Raw genomic sequence first — 15,607 nt, forward strand, 5'->3', positions numbered from 1 at the left:
ATTCTATATACAATCGATATTTGTAATGAAATTTGAACTGACTTTATTTCAAGCAAACATTAACTTGCCTGTTTTTTATTGCTTTTTTTTAATTTCTCTGCTTGTAAAAACCGATTTGTTTCAGCGACAACTACACCACTTAATCCAATAAGACCAATTAAGTTTGGTATCGCCATAAGCCCATTTGCGATATCTGCAAATGTCCATACAACACCTAATTTTAAATTAGCACCAATAGCAATCATAACGATAAAGATTGCTTTATAATATCGTACAGCACCTTGTCCAAATAAATAAGCAACACACTTCTCTCCGTAATACGACCAACCTAAAATAGTAGAGTAGGCGAATAATATAATGGCGATACCGAGAATCATACTACCAGCAGTACCGAATACGGATTGGAATGCTAATGTTGTAGCTTCAACACCAGTTTTACCTGATTTCCATGCGCCTGTAGTAATTAATACTAGCCCCGTAATTGTACATACAATAAATGTATCTAGAAAAGTACCAGTCATAGAAACTAAAGCTTGTTTTGCAGGTGAATCTGTTTTGGCAGCAGCCGCAGCAATAGGAGCACTTCCTAAACCAGCTTCGTTCGCAAATACACCGCGCGCCATTCCGATTTGAATAGCTGATGCAACTGTTGCTCCAATAAAACCACCAGCAGCAGCTGTACCTTGAAATGCACCAGAAAAAATAAGTGAAAATGCTTCTGGAATTTGATCAAAGTGATAGAAAATAATAATAAGACCAGCAATTATATAAAAGAAAGCTTTAATAGGAACGATAAATCCTGTCACTTTCCCGATTTTTTTTACACCGCCTAAAATGACAATAGCGATTAAAAATGACATTAATATACCAGTTAAAGCAGGGGGGAAAGAGAAATTAATTCGCATTGCCTCTGCAACTGAGTTAGATTGCACCATATTACCGATACCGAAAGAAGCAGTTGTACCGAATATAGCGAATAAAACAGCAAGCCATTTCTTACCTAAGCCACGCTCTAAATAATACATTGGTCCACCTGAGTATTCACCATTTTCATTACTAACACGGTATTTCACCGCAAGAATTGCCTCGGCATACTTTGTTGCCATACCGAACAAAGCAGTAATCCACATCCAAAAGATTGCACCAGGACCACCAATAGTAACAGCTGTTGCAACACCTGCTATATTTCCCATACCAATCGTTGCAGCCATAGCTGTCATGAGCGCCTGGAAGTGACTAATATCTCCAGAAGAAGATGTATCTTCTGATTTTTTAAATGCAAGTTTATGAGCGTATAATAGTTTACTAAACTGTAAACCTTTTAGACGCACTGTGAGAATGATTCCAGTTCCGACTAGTAGCAATAAAGTCGGTAATCCCCACACATAATGATTCATTTGTTCTAATACTTTACTTACTGTCTCCATCTTTATTCTCCTTTTTTTAGAAAAAATAAAAACCACTTCAAGTAAATGAAATGGTCTCTGGAGAAACAAGGGATAGAAAAATAAACCGATACAAATCGGCATTTTCTTTCGCTTGTCTCTGTCCTTTTACCTGAGAGATTATCCGCTAAAGTAGCGGATTTGCTCCTTCGGTGCTCGTTTTCCTCCGCGCTATACAAAAGCGAGAGGGAGTCTCTCCAGAGATTCGTCCCCATGCAGTTCTACTTGTAACCAAGACCTGAGAGTTTCAAAGTTCGTTTAACAACTTCTTGCCCCGTCGGTAGATCAATAGATCTTCTCCTGAATGGTTCATCCGAATTATAAAATTCAAAACTTAAACGTATTGATTGTGTATAGAATCAATAAAAATATTATAGATATACAATTAGTGAAATGCAATCATTTTTTATTTTGAAATAGTAAATAAACTTATTTTTTCGATATTCCTAATTTATCTTCAACTTCATTTAAAGTAGATAAAGCGATGACAATATGTTGATCCGCAAGTCCTAAAGCATGCTTTGTATTTTCAATTGTTTCATTGGTTGGAGTAGAATTGTTGTATCCGTCTATAATCAAATCTGCTGCATTTTTCATAAATTTAGAAGCAGCCTTAAATTCAGTTGTGAAATAAACTAGTTGCTTTTGTATATGTACTTCTGTTATGTTTTCTTCAATTTGTATTGTGTCTATTTCTTTCATAATTTTTTCATATTGTTTGGAAACAGCACTCATTGTAACTAATAGTTTATTTCTGTCCACTGAATCTCCGTTCGTGTTAATCTCTTCCCAGGCAGGCAACCAATCATTCTCAATAATGTCATTATAATTAGTAGTTAATTCATTCATTTTAGGTTGCAATTGAGTTCGGAAAGTTGTGGTATCAACGGTTTCTTTTTCAGCATTTTTTCGATCTTTAGTTGCGTAGAAAATAGTGCCGGCAATAATAAGAATAGAAACCACAAGCAACCATTTGTTTAAAAGTAATTTCTTCAATATATAAATCCTCCAAATTCTAAAAACTTATAATTATAATATATAACAATAATGTTATTGAAGGCAAAGAGTAAAGTACAGAAGTGATTTGAATCATATTTATTCTATACATGAATAAATAAAATTAGTAAAATAATGAAGATATTATGTTAGAAAAGGGAATTTTTAGTGGGAACGAAAAGAAAAAAACGAGCTTCAAGTATTGCAACGGCTATGTTATTAGTTGGTGTACTTGCACTCATATATATGAACAAGGGATCAAAAATTGAAGATTTTCCAATATCAATGTCAGCAATACATATTAACGATGATAACGAAGAGAATTATAAATATATAAGTGTAATGCCTATTACGAAGGCAAGTGGATGGGAGAACTTAGGGGAAAACGGGCATACTGTTAGTTTTAAAAAAGGGGATCGGAAAGTAACTGTATTACATTATCCGGGAGAGATTACTTATTATTTATTTGAGCAATAGATATACAAGGGAGATAAGATTTAGATGTCATTCGTATAGGGTTACATTTTTTATATTCCGAATTATTTGAAATGAAAATAGATAGATGGTTTGATAGATATAGTGTTAAAAAATGATTGGTTGTATATTTGTAAAAAAATAGAATAGTTAGTTACCGTAGTTTTATTATGTAAACTGATTATTGTAAGAGAGAGATTGTATTATAAGGGGGAATTAGAAATGTTACTAAAAACAATCTACTGTAGGGTGGAAGAAGAGAAAAGGGAATTGTTTTCTGATGCACAAGAAAAATGGCGTGATTTACAGTATTTAGACGGATTCCATGGACAATTTGGTGGGTGGAATGAAGCTGAAGCGTGTGTGTATACTTTATGGAAAGATAGAAATGCATATCAATCATTCATGAATGATGCTCATGATACAATTTTTTTAAATAGTAATCAAGAAGGCACATATATTTCCTGTAATATTGAAATGTTTCAAACGTTGTATGATATAACAGAAACTCCTTTGAAAGACGTAATTGTACAAGGGTCATTTGTAAGAGTTGCAATTTGCGATGTGAAAGAAGGAAAAGAAAAGCATTTTTTACATACGCAAGAAACAATTTGGAATAAAGGAATGGAAAATGCGAAAGGGATATTAGGTGGAGTTGTTGGGAAGTCTTTAAAGAATGAAAATCGTTACATAGTATTAACGTATTGGCAAGATGAAATAGTACATGAACGTTATATGAAAGAAATTTTTCCTGAGTTATATAAGTTAGCAAATGTAAATGAGTATGTTGAAAATATAAATGGAAAGAAAGTTATTAGGAAGGAAGAATGGTCTGTTGCCGCTTCGAAATAAAGTTAGAACTTGTTAAAGTAGCTGGTTTAGATAAAGTTGAAACAGAACATTTGTTCTTGTATAATTGTTTTGTACAAGAACAAGAGGGGGTATTTAAATGAGTAAAGTTTTAAGATTTGAATTGCAAGTTCCAAACCCTGAAGAAGCTATTCAATTTTATACAAATAGTTTTGGATGGAAGTTTGAAAAAATGCCTGGGCCACATGACTATTGGTTCATAATTACAGGTGAGAGTGATAGACCTGGTATCGATGGTGGATTAATGAAATCACCTGATGGTGCTACTAGGACGACTAATTCGATTGAAGTACCTTCAGTTGATGAGTACATAAAGAAAGTTACTGAAAATGGTGGACAAGTAGTTGTACCTAAAACTGCTATTCCTAATATGGGTTACTTTGCTTATTGTATAGATAATCAAGGGCTTCTTTTTGGAGTATGTGAAGAAAATATTGAAGCATAAAAAATTAGGGGCTTTTGAGATTACTTTGTTTGTTGAACGATATTGAATGATGTTTTCAATTAAAGGTTATAATTATTAAAAACCCTTTTGTATAAAAACTAGTATTATTTTAGCTGAAGAAGGATCCATTTTGATTATTTTCAAAAGGATTCTTTTTTGTTTTTCACATATTGTGAGTTATTTAGGCATTATTAATCAAACTTATATCGGTATATTATCTATGAAAAAAGTAAATAAATGATGTTATATTCAAGGGTTAATCTATTGACTGCTAAACAGTTTGAGGTGAAAAGGAAAAGAGGACCAATTATTTTCGTGTAAACATGTAATTAAGTGAAGACGTCATATACCCTTTCATGTTAATATATTTAAGTTATAATAGGAGGCTTACCCTTTTGTATTGTACGGTAGAAGCAGTGTGAGCTTGAAATTTTTTATGAAAAGGATGTGCCTAACTTGCGTATCAATAAATTTATTAGTGAAGCTGGAAAAGCGTCTCGACGTGGAGCAGATAAGTTAATTAACGAGAGAAAAGTAATTATTAACGGTAAGGTTGCAAAAATTGGTGACCAAGTAAATCCAGGTGATGACGTACGAGTAAATGGAGAGCAACTTCGTATTGCTCGAGACCATGTGTATATCGCTTTAAATAAACCAGTAGGTATTACATGTACAAGTGAAAAAGCAGTAAAAGGTAATATTATCGATTTAGTGAATCATCCTTTACGAATTAATCACATCGGACGTCTCGATAAAGACTCAGACGGTTTAATTTTGTTAACGAATGATGGCGATATCGTTAATGAGATTTTACGTGCTGAAAACAAACATGAGAAAGAATATATCGTTTCAGTAGATAAGCCGATTACACCGGAGTTTTTAGAGAAAATGGCAGCAGGTGTTAAAATTTTAGATACAAAAACTCTTCCTTGTGAGATTACACAGTTATCAAAATATGAGTTCCAAATTATTTTAACACAAGGATTGAATCGTCAAATTCGCCGTATGTGTGAAGCTTTAGGTTATCAAGTATACACGTTAAAACGTACGAGAATTATGAATATTGAGTTGAATAATTTACCAGTCGGACAGTGGAGAGATTTATCGAAAAAAGAGAAAAAACGACTATTTTCAGACTTAAATTACGAACCACAAGATTGGTAAAATAGAGAAAAAGAAACCAAAAAATGTTTTTGGTTTCTTTTTTATTCAACCAAAAATATATTTTTAACACTTGTAAAAACGAATTGAATAGGATATATTAAGTAACAATAAATGGATTTATTATAAAAGCAAAGAAAAGGACACGAGTTATTTTAAACGGTTATACAGAGAAGGAAGTAGAGCTGAGAACTTCCTAACGCAGAAAAATAACTTACCACCTTAGAGCTGCACTGGGGAAATCAAGTATCTAGTGCCGTGTAAGCGACGTTATCGCAAAAGAAGCCATTATGTTTTTTGTGATGGGAATCTGGGTGGAACCACGAATATAAGCATATTCGTCCCTATTTACTAGGGATGAATATGCTTTTTTATATTTTATTTCATAATAAGCGAAGAAAAGGACATGAGTTATTTTAAACGGTTATACAGAGAAGGAAGGAAAGCTGAGAACTTCCTAACGCAGAAAAATAACTTACCACCTTAGAGCTGCACTGGGGAAATCAAGTATCTAGTGCCGTGTAAACGACGTTACCGTAAAAGAAGCCATTACATTTTTGTGATGGGAATCTGGGTGGAACCACGGGTAAAAGCACACTCGTCCCTATTTTAGGGATGAGTGTGCTTTTTATTATGAAATGGAGAGATGAAAAATGAAAGAACAGATGATTGAAATTAAATTTCCAGATGGTAGCGTTAAAGAATTTGTGAAAGGCATTACTTTAGAAGAAATTGCTGGTTCGATTAGTAGTAGCTTGAAAAAGAAAGCAGTCGCAGGAAAAGTTAATGAGCAGTCTTTTGATTTACGACGAAACATTAAAGAGAATGCAGAAGTAGAAATTATTACTATTGACTCAAATGAAGGTGTAGAAATTGCAAGACACTCTGCGGCACATATATTAGCGCAAGCTGTGAAAAGAATTTATGGTGATGCGAAGCTTGGAGTAGGGCCAGTTATTGAGAATGGATTTTATTATGATATGGATCTTCAAAGTAGTGTAAACGTAGAAGATTTACCGAAAATAGAAAAAGAAATGAAAAATATTATAAATGAAAATGTAAAGATAGAACGAGTTGAAATCTCTCGAGAAGAAGCAAAAAAACTGTTTCAAGAAATGAATGATAGTTTGAAATTAGAGCTTTTAGAAGCAATTCCTAATGAGGAAAGTGTAACACTTTATAAACAAGGTGAATTTGTAGATTTATGTAGAGGACCACATTTGCCATCTACTGGTTATCTGAAAGCATTTCAATTAACTCATGTTTCTGGTGCATATTGGCGAGGTGATAGTAACAATCAAGTGCTTCAGCGTATATACGGTGTGGCATTTGCTTCACAAAAAGAATTAGAAAATTATTTGCATTTTGTTGAAGAGGCTGCGAAGAGAAATCATCGGAAATTAGGTAGTGAACTTGAATTGTTTATGTTTTCGGAAGAGGCTCCGGGAATGCCGTTTTACTTGCCAAAAGGACAGATTATTCGCAATGAATTAGAAGCATTTTTAAGAAAAATTCAAAATGAGTACAATTATCAAGAAGTGCGTACTCCATTTATGATGAATCAAGAATTATGGGAGAAGTCAGGACACTGGGGACATTACAAAGACAATATGTATTTCTCAGAAGTGGATAATAAAAGTTTTGCATTAAAACCGATGAACTGCCCAGGCCATATGCTTATGTTTAAAAATAAATTACATTCTTATCGTGAATTACCGATTCGTATGTGTGAGTTCGGTCAAGTGCATCGACATGAATTTAGTGGCGCTTTAAATGGATTATTAAGAGTTCGTACTTTCTGCCAAGATGATGCTCATTTATTTGTAACACCAGAACAAATTGAAGATGAAATCAAATCAGTAATGGCGCAAATTGATTACGTATATAAAACTTTTGGATTTGAGTATGAAGTAGAGCTTTCTACTCGTCCAGAAGATTCAATGGGTGATGATAAATTATGGGAGCAAGCAGAAGCAGCATTAGCAAATGTATTACAATCATTAAATTATAAATATAGATTAAATGAAGGTGATGGTGCATTTTACGGACCGAAAATTGATTTCCATATTAAAGATGCTTTAAATAGAAGTCATCAGTGCGGAACAATCCAGCTTGATTTCCAAATGCCAGAGAAATTTGATTTAAATTATATAGATGAGAATAATGAAAAGATAAGACCAGTTGTCATTCACCGAGCAGTTTTAGGATCTTTAGATCGTTTCTTAGCAATATTAATTGAGCACTTTGGAGGCGCGTTCCCAGCGTGGGTGGCACCGGTTCAAGTGAAAGTAATTCCAGTTTCAAATGCAGTGCATGAACAATACGCAAATAGGATTGCAGATAAATTAGCACAAGCCGGAATTCGTGTCGAACGAGATATACGAGATGAAAAGTTAGGATATAAAATTAGAGAAGCGCAAATGCAAAAAGTTCCTTATGTTCTTGTTATTGGTGATAAAGAAATGGAAAGCAAAGCTGTAAATGTACGAAAATATGGGGAAGAGAAGTCGGAAGTTGTTTCGCTAGATATATTTGCGGCAAGTATTGAAGAGGAAATAAAGGGTAGAAAGTAATAATTGATTAGAAAATACACCATTATAATGAAGTGAACCCGAATAGTGGTACATGAAAAAAAACACCTCTTGAATTCGCATACTAAGTATGTCGATTCAACGGAGGTGTTTTTCATTTGAAGGGAGAGTACATTACCAGGAAGAATCAAAGTGGAAAGTGATTGATTTGATATTGAAAGGCCCCCAACATTGTAGACATATCTAAAATGTTGGGGGCCGATTTGTTTTCTAGTTAATCACTTATTAAAAGTAAAGCTGTTAACTTTCCTTACAAATTTTCTTCAAAAAGTTTCGGTAAAAATTTGCTGAACTGACTCATTTCTTCCACATTGTGTTTATATAAACCACTTAGATTAATAAATGGTGGTAATCCTTTCGGGAAAATGAATGTAGAAGTCATTACTGTACCGTTCTCAGATTTTTGGTATTGATGTATTACTTGTGAAATTACATCCTCATTATCATCTAAACATGAACCCATTAAAACATGGCTGTAATGGGTATTTATAGGACAATTTTTAGGATCTTCCCATCGAATCCTTAGCGGAAATTCTAGTCCATCCCCCGCAGATTCGATGGAAGCTGATATGGCTCCTACGTGTCCATGTACTTTAGGGTCAACTAACCACTTAAAATCAACATGTTCTTCTGGGTGCCATAGTTTATATCGTTCAGGGGTATCAATATTATCCCACCACCAGTCAATCATTTCTGGTTTTACGTCATTCAATTCATGTTCAACTACTAGTGATACTTGGTTTTTCATTTCTATACCTCCTATTTTTTAATCAACATAGTGTTGATTGTTTATAGTTAGTATTATAGTATGGGTATCTTAAGGGTTCAATAAACAGAAATAGTTGATCTGTTGCATTCTGAACATTATATAAAAATATGTCTAAAAAAATTTAGGAGGGAAACAATTGGAAAAATCATACACTGATTTACGTATAGCTCGTACTAAAGAAGCAATACGTGCTGCACTAACTGAATTAATAAATGAAAAAGGGTTTGATTCCATTACAGTTAAGGATATTACAGCTAGAGCCAATATTAATCGAGGGACATTTTACTTACATTATCGTGATAAATATGACCTATTGGAAAAATGTGAAAAAGAAATTATGCGTGATATTGTCGAAATTGAAAAGCAAGGCATTTCTACCGAACTTGTAAATCTTGAAGATATTTTACTACCTTTCCCCTTTGTGATTTCAGTATTTGAGTATGTAGATAAACATGGAGAATTTATGAATGCTGTGTTAGGTCCTAAAGGTGATATATCTTTTCAAATAAAATTAAAAGACTTCATGTGGGAAAACTTGTTTAAAAAAAACATAAAGCAACTTATAAAAAGAGAAAATTTACTAGTCCCAGATGAATACTTATCCCATTATATCGCTTCGGCACATTTAGGAGTAATCCAGCGATGGCTCCAAAGAGGCAGGAAAGAATCTCCTAAAGAAATGGCTCGTATCCTATCAACGATTACAGTCAATGGTCCTTACTTTGCAGCTGGTTTGAAGAGGTAATTATTTAAAGGGAATAGGGACAGTACCTATTTTGGGTCTGTTCGGCTAGTAGGTGTTGTAAAAGTAGGACGGCCGCCTTATTAAACCGTTGATTCAGTCCCTCAGGACTGATGAGGACTTCTGTTGATGCTTCTAAACAGCTAGATAACTGAGTTAAAGAAGTCATAGCTACATTTCGGCTCACCCATACACATAAAGCTACTAAATCTTTTGCTTGGTACTTACTGGTTCGTTGTACAAAACCAACATCTCTAGCAAGATCCCGTAAGGTATTTGGAGATAAAAAACTTTGAAACTCTTGAGCAAATGGTTGTAATTCGTCAGACACAGAAACAGACATAAAAAACGCCACCTAGATCATGGTAGCGCCTACGATAATTACTATTGGTTTAATCATTAACAAGTATATCTGGACCCTTTTTCAACATATACGCGAAACCTGAAATAAATACGATACTAAATATAATAATGGAAGACCACATATTAAAATAAAATTCTTTACCTACAACTAAATAATAGATGTTATGGACCAAGAAATTAGCACCTATGATAATCCCACCTAACATTGAACTAATTACAAGGCTAATTAAATAAAATTTGAGCTTCTGAAACATTTTCCCTCTACTCCTTTTCTAAAATCAACTTTATTCAGAATGTTTTAGAAAATCATACCATTTATTTTTCGGATATTCTTAAATCTATAATATATTTAAGGTTATTTTAAGAGAAGAAGGATTGCCAATCCAAATGTTCATTTTAGGGTCTCACCAACATGCCATCAAGGTAATGAAACTAGTTGCTCCAAAACAAAAATGTATATTTTTACCTGGATATGCCGGTTTTCTCGTTTTGGGGGTATTTGCTTTTCTTAGCTTGATGGCGATGGGGTCTTGCCAACATTTCGAAAAGTTTCTATGCTAAGCGAACTTCGGCTATGATTTTGCTATTTTTGTGTATGTTAAGCCCTTCCCAAAAACCATATTAGTCCAGATTATTGAAAATTTGTTTTTGGGAATGAGTTTCGGATCTGAAAATCAGCTATTCCCAAATAAAAAGCAGCTTTTCTAGATCCAGCACCAAAAACGAACGTTAGCGGAACATCCCTTTTGTATCAATAGTTGAAACTTTAGCGTACGTTTTTCCCGAAATGTTGTCTGTACGCCTATATAAAGATCATATAACATAGCCCATCCTCCAACAAACCGTTGACATACAATAAAATATGAATATAACAAAGATATTCATATTTATGGATCCTAATTCCATTCTAATTTTGGTTCGTTTATTTAATCTTATTATTTTTTTATTATCTCCTTGAAAAGTAAAGATATTGGACGTCTTCACTTTTTTGCAAAGAAAAACTCCTTCACTGATTTGAAGTGAACCCGAATAGTGGTACATGAAAAAACACCTCCTGAATTGGCATACTAAGTATGTAAATTCAACGGAGGTGTTTTTCATTTGAAGGGAAGAGTATATTACCCAGAAGAAGTAAAGTGGAAAGTGATTGAGATGAAAAAGGATGGCTATTCAAATCGTACCATTATGGAAATAATCGGAATTAAAAATGTTTCCCAAATTAAGACATGGATGAAATGGTATCGTACAGATCAAAATTATCGTATTCAACAACTTGTAGGAAAACAATATCCTTTTGGAAATGGGCCAAAAGAGTTAAGTGAATTGGAACAGATGGTTTAGGTGTTTTGATATGTGTCCCGATTTCGGGGTTCACTTCAAAGTGGTGTGTTTTATTTTTTACCTTACAAAAATGTAAGGTAAATGTAAGGTAAATCGAATGAACTGATTTTAGAAAAATGAGAATATTAAGTGGAGAAATCGTTCGTAATTCTTATGTATCTCAATTTATGTTTGAAAAATTTAAAAATTCTTAAGGATTTTTATGAGAAAAATATAAGAAATATATGGGAAATTAATACTATACAAAAGGGATGGAGTGAATGAGATGTCAACAAATGTAGTTACTGTAGAAAGTGTAGAAAAAACGTATGGGAAAAGAAATGAGAATCAGTCAAAAGCATTAAGGGGTGTTTCGTTAAGTATTAAAGAAGGAGAGTTTGTAGGGATTATGGGTCCTTCTGGATCTGGTAAAACGACATTACTAAATGTGATTAGTACACTTGATCAAGCGACAGGTGGCAGTGTAACAATAGCTGGCACAAATATTACTTCTATGAAGGGGAATGCATTATCAGATTTTCGTTCTCAAAAATTAGGATTTATTTTTCAAGACTTTAATCTACTAGAAAATTTATCAATTTATGAAAATATCGCTTTACCACTTTCCCTGCAAGGCGTACCGTCAAGTGAGATTACTGGAAAAGTAAATGAAGTAGCAAAGAAATTAGGGATTACTGAAATTTTAACAAAATATCCGACTGCTGTTTCTGGTGGGCAAAAACAAAGAACAGCGGCAGCACGAGCTTTAGTACATAATCCGGCAATCGTATTAGCAGATGAACCGACAGGAGCACTTGATAGTAAAAATGCAAAAAGTTTATTAGAAGCGATGCAAGATTTACATGAAAATCACAATGTCAGTATTTTGATGGTAACACACGATGCATTTAGTGCGAGTTACTGTGAGCGTATTTTATTTATTCAAGATGGTCTACTTTATAAAGAGTTAAATCGTCAAGGAACACGAGAAAATTTCTATCAAGACATTTTAGGGGTGCTTGCCCAAATGGGCTCAGCAACTGAGTCGAAGTAAGGGGGCGAGACTATGTTATTCAAATTATCACGTCATAGTATGAAAAAAATGTTAAAGGATTATATGGTTTTACTTATTGGTCTAGTCATAAGTATTAGTATTTTTTACATGTTCCAAACGATGGCGATGAATAGTGAATTTACAAAAGATAATAGTCTCATTAGTAGTATTAGGCTCGTCTTCTGGGTTGGTGCAATATTGCTCTCATTCATTACAGTTTTTTACATCATTTATGCCAATTCTTTTTTACTTACATTAAGAAGAAAAGAACTCGGTATGTACATGATGCTTGGAGCGAAAAAGAAAAAAGTAGCGCAATTATTATTTATTGAGACTTTTGGTATGGGTATTGTCAGTATTATTATCGGTATTTTAGTAGGAATCATACTAGCTAGTGTAGCAGGAAATTTTTTAATGAATGGAATGGAAATTTCAGCAAAAGGTAATTACGCATCTGTATACACACCAGCTATATTAGTTACATCTATTTTCTTCTTAATATTATTTTTCATTACTGGTGTAATGAATAGTTTCCGATTATTACGTAAAACAGAATTAGAGTTAATACGTGAAGACGAAACGCAAGATGAAGTGAAGAAAAGTAAAACTCGCACAGTTATTATGACAGTACTAGGTGTATTGCTAGTAAGTACAGGATACTATTTTATGGTAAATATAAAAATGTTTGCTGAACTAGGATTTATAATAGCGACAATTGTTACGACATTAGGAACGTATTTCATTTTTAGCTCGTTACTCCCACTTTTTGTAATGAAAATTAAGGGGAATAAAAAACGAAATGAAACGGGATTAAATAGTTTTACTTATGCACAGTTACGTTTTCGAGTAACTAGTTTATCGAGAGTACTAGGAACTGTAGCGATGTTAATTGCATTAGGTGCAGGTGCGATGACAGCAGGTATGGCGTTTCAAAAGAATGTAGGCATTATGACAGACTTCTCACGTGTATATGATGTCGTAATTCATGATCCAAATGAACAAGATAAAGCAGCATTAAAAGAAATGGAAATTGTTGAAGAAAGCAAGTATAAGTATAAAGTAGATGGAGAAGCGGTTTATTATTTACGTAACGACTTAACTGAAAAACCACCACTTATTTCAGATCATTTTGATACAAAAACTTTAAAAGAACCTGCTCGTAAACGCGTGGCTGAACCTTTAACTGAACCTGTCTATTCTGCTTTGGAAGCTCCTGAAGTAGTGAATAAGCTTCCTCGTATGCCAAAAGATTGGGAGGATGCGGTTGTAAGAGAGATACAAATTACACATAATCAATTTAACGGAAAACCTGTAAGAATTGCAGATGAAGAGTATTATAAAGGAATTCAAGGAACAGAACATACTGTAACATTAGCAAAAGTAGATGATATGAAAAAATATAAACCACTGTTGATCGAAATAGATAAGAGACAAGAAGAAGTAATTGAAAAAACAACAGGTACAAAAGTAGACTTATATACGAAAATGACAATTTATCAGTTCATGAATAGTTTCATGAGCGGAACAATGTTTATGGGATTTTTCCTTGGAATTGCATTTTTAGCAATGATGGCGAGTTCTCTTATGTTTAAAATATTAACAGGAGCTTCTCGTGATGTACGCCGTTATGAAATGCTGCGAAAAATCGGTGTGAGGCGTAGTATGTTAACAAAAAGTATATATAAAGAAATCTCATATTTATTTATCTTCCCAGCAATTATTGGAATTTCCCACGTTTTAGTAGGGCTTAACTTATTCAGCTTCATATTAGTTGACCCATTTGTAAAAGTGTGGATGCCAATAGGAATCTTCATAGTAATTTATTTCATTTATTATTGGATTACTGTCCAACTTTATAAAGGTATGGTAATGCCGAAAGAAGAGATAGCGAAATAGGAAAATAATTGAGTCCTTGTTATGAAAACAAGGGCTTTTTTCTGTGTTTGTGATACATAAATACGTGTATGCGAGATGTTTTCAAGTCTTTCTGTAATGAATATATAGAAAATTAAGGAAATGTTAAGGGTTTATGTAGTGGAAAGTTAAGAAGTGTATGGGAGACTAATAATGTACAAACAAATTTAGATGGAATTGATATTTTTATAAATTTAAAGGAAAGGAAACGTTGTATGAGGAAGATAAAAAAATTAATAAAACTTATCGGAGTCATTACTATACTATTACTAATCATAGCGTTGGTATTTCCTACATGGACCTCACAAATAAAGGTCAAAAACAGTATAAGTACATTAGAACAAGTAGAGATAAATGGAACTGGTCATGAAATTATGATACGCGGCAAAGATAAGAGTAATCCAGTTATTATCTTTGTACATGGTGGACCAGGTTCTTCGGAAATACCATATGCTCAAAAATACCAAGACTTATTGGAAGAGAAATTCACGGTTGTCAATTACGATCAAAGAGCAAGTGGAAAATCGTATCATTTCTTTGAAGACTATTCTAACCTTTCATCAGATCTACTCGTGGAGGATTTATTAGCTATGACGGATTACGTTTCAAAACGTCTAGGCAAAGAAAAAGTAATATTAATAGGCCATTCTTATGGTACATATATTGGAATACAGGCTGCCAACAAAGCTCCTGAAAAATATGAAGCATATATTGGCATTGGACAGATGAGCGATACAGTAGAAAGTGAGATGGATAGTTTAAACTATGTTATTGAACAGGCACAAAATGCTGGGAATGCGGATGAGGTTTCACATTTAAAAGGGTTAACTGAACAAATTAAAAATGGCGATACATATACCCCGCGAAATTATGTTGCGAAATACGGTGGAACTTCAAGACTTATTGAAAATCCAGAGGGTGATAACATAGGGATGTTATTCAGTAATGAATATAACTTGTTAGATGTAATTCGTTATAACGTTGGATTATCACACTCTCAAACTGTCTTATTAGAAAAAGACTTAAAGAATCCATTACCTACTAAAGTAACTAAACTGAAGTTACCGCTTTATTTTCTTATGGGTAAATATGACTATAATACTTCATTTTATGCAGCTAAACAGTATTTTGATAGGATTGAAGCGAATCAAAAAGAATTTATAGCTTTTGAAAACTCAGCACATTACCCTCAATTTGAAGAGAAGGAAAAGTTTTATGAGTGGTTGTGTGATACATTCGTAAAATGAAATTAAATAAAAAAGCACTTATTTTAAAAACAAGTGCTTTTTTATAGTATATAATCGATCGAGAAGGAAAATGTTGGATAATAGTCGAAAGATATAATACAACTTCAGAGAAATGACGAGAATCGATATGTTTTGTCGAGAGAGGAGTTATTTTATTAAAAGATATAGGTACTATACATAGTTTTAATTTCTGAATATTCATTTAAATATAAGGGG

The 15,607-nt window shown here is 33.3% G+C and carries 12 protein-coding genes, 4 pseudogenes, 1 riboswitch and 2 other annotated features; of the genes and pseudogenes, 11 read left to right on the top strand and 5 right to left on the bottom strand.

Features of this window, described 5'->3' with window-relative positions; all coding sequences use genetic code 11:
• Window positions 1-59 precede the first annotated feature (59 nt).
• Both MHI07_RS11020 and MHI07_RS11025 read right to left on the bottom strand, forming a co-directional pair.
• Window positions 60-1,427 (bottom strand): alanine/glycine:cation symporter family protein, encoded by a 1,368-nt coding sequence (locus MHI07_RS11020; protein ID WP_340823670.1) that lies wholly within the window; start codon window positions 1,425-1,427, stop codon window positions 60-62.
• Window positions 1,428-1,535: 108 nt separating this feature from the next.
• A riboswitch (glycine riboswitch) is annotated at window positions 1,536-1,656 on the bottom strand.
• Between the two features lie 218 nt (window positions 1,657-1,874).
• Entirely contained in the window at window positions 1,875-2,441 is a 567-nt protein-coding gene (locus tag MHI07_RS11025) for a hypothetical protein (RefSeq protein ID WP_016104795.1), read from the bottom strand.
• Between the two features lie 168 nt (window positions 2,442-2,609).
• On the opposite strand from MHI07_RS11025, the gene MHI07_RS11030 reads away from it, so the two are divergent.
• From MHI07_RS11030 to thrS, 5 genes are all read left to right on the top strand, one after another.
• On the top strand, window positions 2,610-2,918 hold the full coding sequence (locus MHI07_RS11030) for a hypothetical protein (protein WP_340823673.1): 309 nt from the start codon (window positions 2,610-2,612) through the stop codon (window positions 2,916-2,918).
• A 219-nt stretch (window positions 2,919-3,137) separates the two neighbouring features.
• Window positions 3,138-3,767: a DUF4937 domain-containing protein gene (locus tag MHI07_RS11035; protein WP_340823675.1), complete on the top strand. Its 630-nt coding sequence runs from the start codon at window positions 3,138-3,140 to the stop codon at window positions 3,765-3,767.
• Window positions 3,768-3,864: 97 nt separating this feature from the next.
• Complete coding sequence (locus MHI07_RS11040; RefSeq protein ID WP_215597485.1) at window positions 3,865-4,230, top strand: VOC family protein; 366 nt, start codon at window positions 3,865-3,867, stop codon at window positions 4,228-4,230.
• A gap of 456 nt (window positions 4,231-4,686) precedes the next feature.
• Window positions 4,687-5,394 carry a pseudouridine synthase gene (locus MHI07_RS11045; RefSeq protein ID WP_002200551.1) on the top strand — a complete coding sequence of 236 codons (708 nt, stop codon included), beginning with the start codon at window positions 4,687-4,689 and terminating at the stop codon, window positions 5,392-5,394.
• 122 nt (window positions 5,395-5,516) lie between these two features.
• Window positions 5,517-5,740 (top strand) — a binding site (T-box leader).
• Between the two features lie 37 nt (window positions 5,741-5,777).
• Window positions 5,778-6,000: a binding site (T-box leader), on the top strand.
• A 44-nt stretch (window positions 6,001-6,044) separates the two neighbouring features.
• Complete coding sequence (gene thrS, locus MHI07_RS11050) at window positions 6,045-7,964, top strand: threonine--tRNA ligase (protein WP_340823680.1); 1,920 nt, start codon at window positions 6,045-6,047, stop codon at window positions 7,962-7,964.
• 268 nt (window positions 7,965-8,232) lie between these two features.
• On the opposite strand, the gene MHI07_RS11055 is transcribed toward thrS, so the two are convergent.
• Window positions 8,233-8,730, bottom strand: coding sequence for a DAPG hydrolase family protein (locus MHI07_RS11055; RefSeq protein ID WP_340823682.1), 498 nt, complete (start codon window positions 8,728-8,730; stop codon window positions 8,233-8,235).
• A gap of 157 nt (window positions 8,731-8,887) precedes the next feature.
• On the opposite strand from MHI07_RS11055, the pseudogene MHI07_RS29365 reads away from it, so the two are divergent.
• Window positions 8,888-9,095: pseudogene (locus MHI07_RS29365) on the top strand (TetR/AcrR family transcriptional regulator); the annotation flags it as partial.
• Window positions 9,096-9,154: 59 nt separating this feature from the next.
• Window positions 9,155-9,496: pseudogene (locus MHI07_RS29370) on the top strand (TetR-like C-terminal domain-containing protein); the annotation flags it as partial.
• Window positions 9,497-9,536: 40 nt separating this feature from the next.
• Here MHI07_RS29370 and MHI07_RS11065 read toward each other — a convergent pair.
• Together MHI07_RS11065 and MHI07_RS11070 are read right to left on the bottom strand one after the other, a co-directional pair.
• Window positions 9,537-9,836, bottom strand: a pseudogene (locus MHI07_RS11065) (IS4 family transposase); the annotation flags it as partial.
• Between the two features lie 49 nt (window positions 9,837-9,885).
• Entirely contained in the window at window positions 9,886-10,110 is a 225-nt protein-coding gene (locus MHI07_RS11070; RefSeq protein ID WP_002109836.1) for a hypothetical protein, read from the bottom strand.
• An 847-nt stretch (window positions 10,111-10,957) separates the two neighbouring features.
• Here MHI07_RS11070 and MHI07_RS11075 point away from each other — a divergent pair.
• From MHI07_RS11075 to MHI07_RS11090, 4 genes and pseudogenes are all read left to right on the top strand, one after another.
• A pseudogene (locus tag MHI07_RS11075) lies at window positions 10,958-11,191 on the top strand (helix-turn-helix domain-containing protein); the annotation flags it as partial.
• 262 nt (window positions 11,192-11,453) lie between these two features.
• Window positions 11,454-12,230: an ABC transporter ATP-binding protein gene (locus MHI07_RS11080; protein ID WP_078174198.1), complete on the top strand. Its 777-nt coding sequence runs from the start codon at window positions 11,454-11,456 to the stop codon at window positions 12,228-12,230.
• A gap of 12 nt (window positions 12,231-12,242) precedes the next feature.
• The gene (locus MHI07_RS11085) at window positions 12,243-14,126 is read left to right on the top strand and encodes an ABC transporter permease (protein WP_340823687.1); all 1,884 of its coding nucleotides are present in this window, start codon (window positions 12,243-12,245) and stop codon (window positions 14,124-14,126) included.
• A gap of 233 nt (window positions 14,127-14,359) precedes the next feature.
• Window positions 14,360-15,391 carry an alpha/beta fold hydrolase gene (locus MHI07_RS11090; RefSeq protein WP_340823688.1) on the top strand — a complete coding sequence of 344 codons (1,032 nt, stop codon included), beginning with the start codon at window positions 14,360-14,362 and terminating at the stop codon, window positions 15,389-15,391.
• Window positions 15,392-15,607 lie beyond the last annotated feature (216 nt).

Source organism: Bacillus sp. FSL H8-0545 (assembly GCF_038006105.1).
Lineage (GTDB): Bacteria > Bacillota > Bacilli > Bacillales > Bacillaceae_G > Bacillus_A > Bacillus_A cereus_U.

Excerpts from the sequence above, each read along its gene's own strand:
- thrS (WP_340823680.1), top strand. The coding sequence starts at position 6,045 with ATGAAAGAACAGATGATTGAAATTAAATTTCCAGATGGTAGCGTTAAA.
- MHI07_RS11020 (WP_340823670.1), bottom strand. The coding sequence starts at position 1,427 with ATGGAGACAGTAAGTAAAGTATTAGAACAAATGAATCATTATGTGTGG.
- MHI07_RS11035 (WP_340823675.1), top strand. The coding sequence starts at position 3,138 with ATGTTACTAAAAACAATCTACTGTAGGGTGGAAGAAGAGAAAAGGGAA.
- MHI07_RS11040 (WP_215597485.1), top strand. The coding sequence starts at position 3,865 with ATGAGTAAAGTTTTAAGATTTGAATTGCAAGTTCCAAACCCTGAAGAA.
- MHI07_RS11070 (WP_002109836.1), bottom strand. The coding sequence starts at position 10,110 with ATGTTTCAGAAGCTCAAATTTTATTTAATTAGCCTTGTAATTAGTTCA.
- MHI07_RS11090 (WP_340823688.1), top strand. The coding sequence starts at position 14,360 with ATGAGGAAGATAAAAAAATTAATAAAACTTATCGGAGTCATTACTATA.
- MHI07_RS11085 (WP_340823687.1), top strand. The coding sequence starts at position 12,243 with ATGTTATTCAAATTATCACGTCATAGTATGAAAAAAATGTTAAAGGAT.
- MHI07_RS11055 (WP_340823682.1), bottom strand. The coding sequence starts at position 8,730 with ATGAAAAACCAAGTATCACTAGTAGTTGAACATGAATTGAATGACGTA.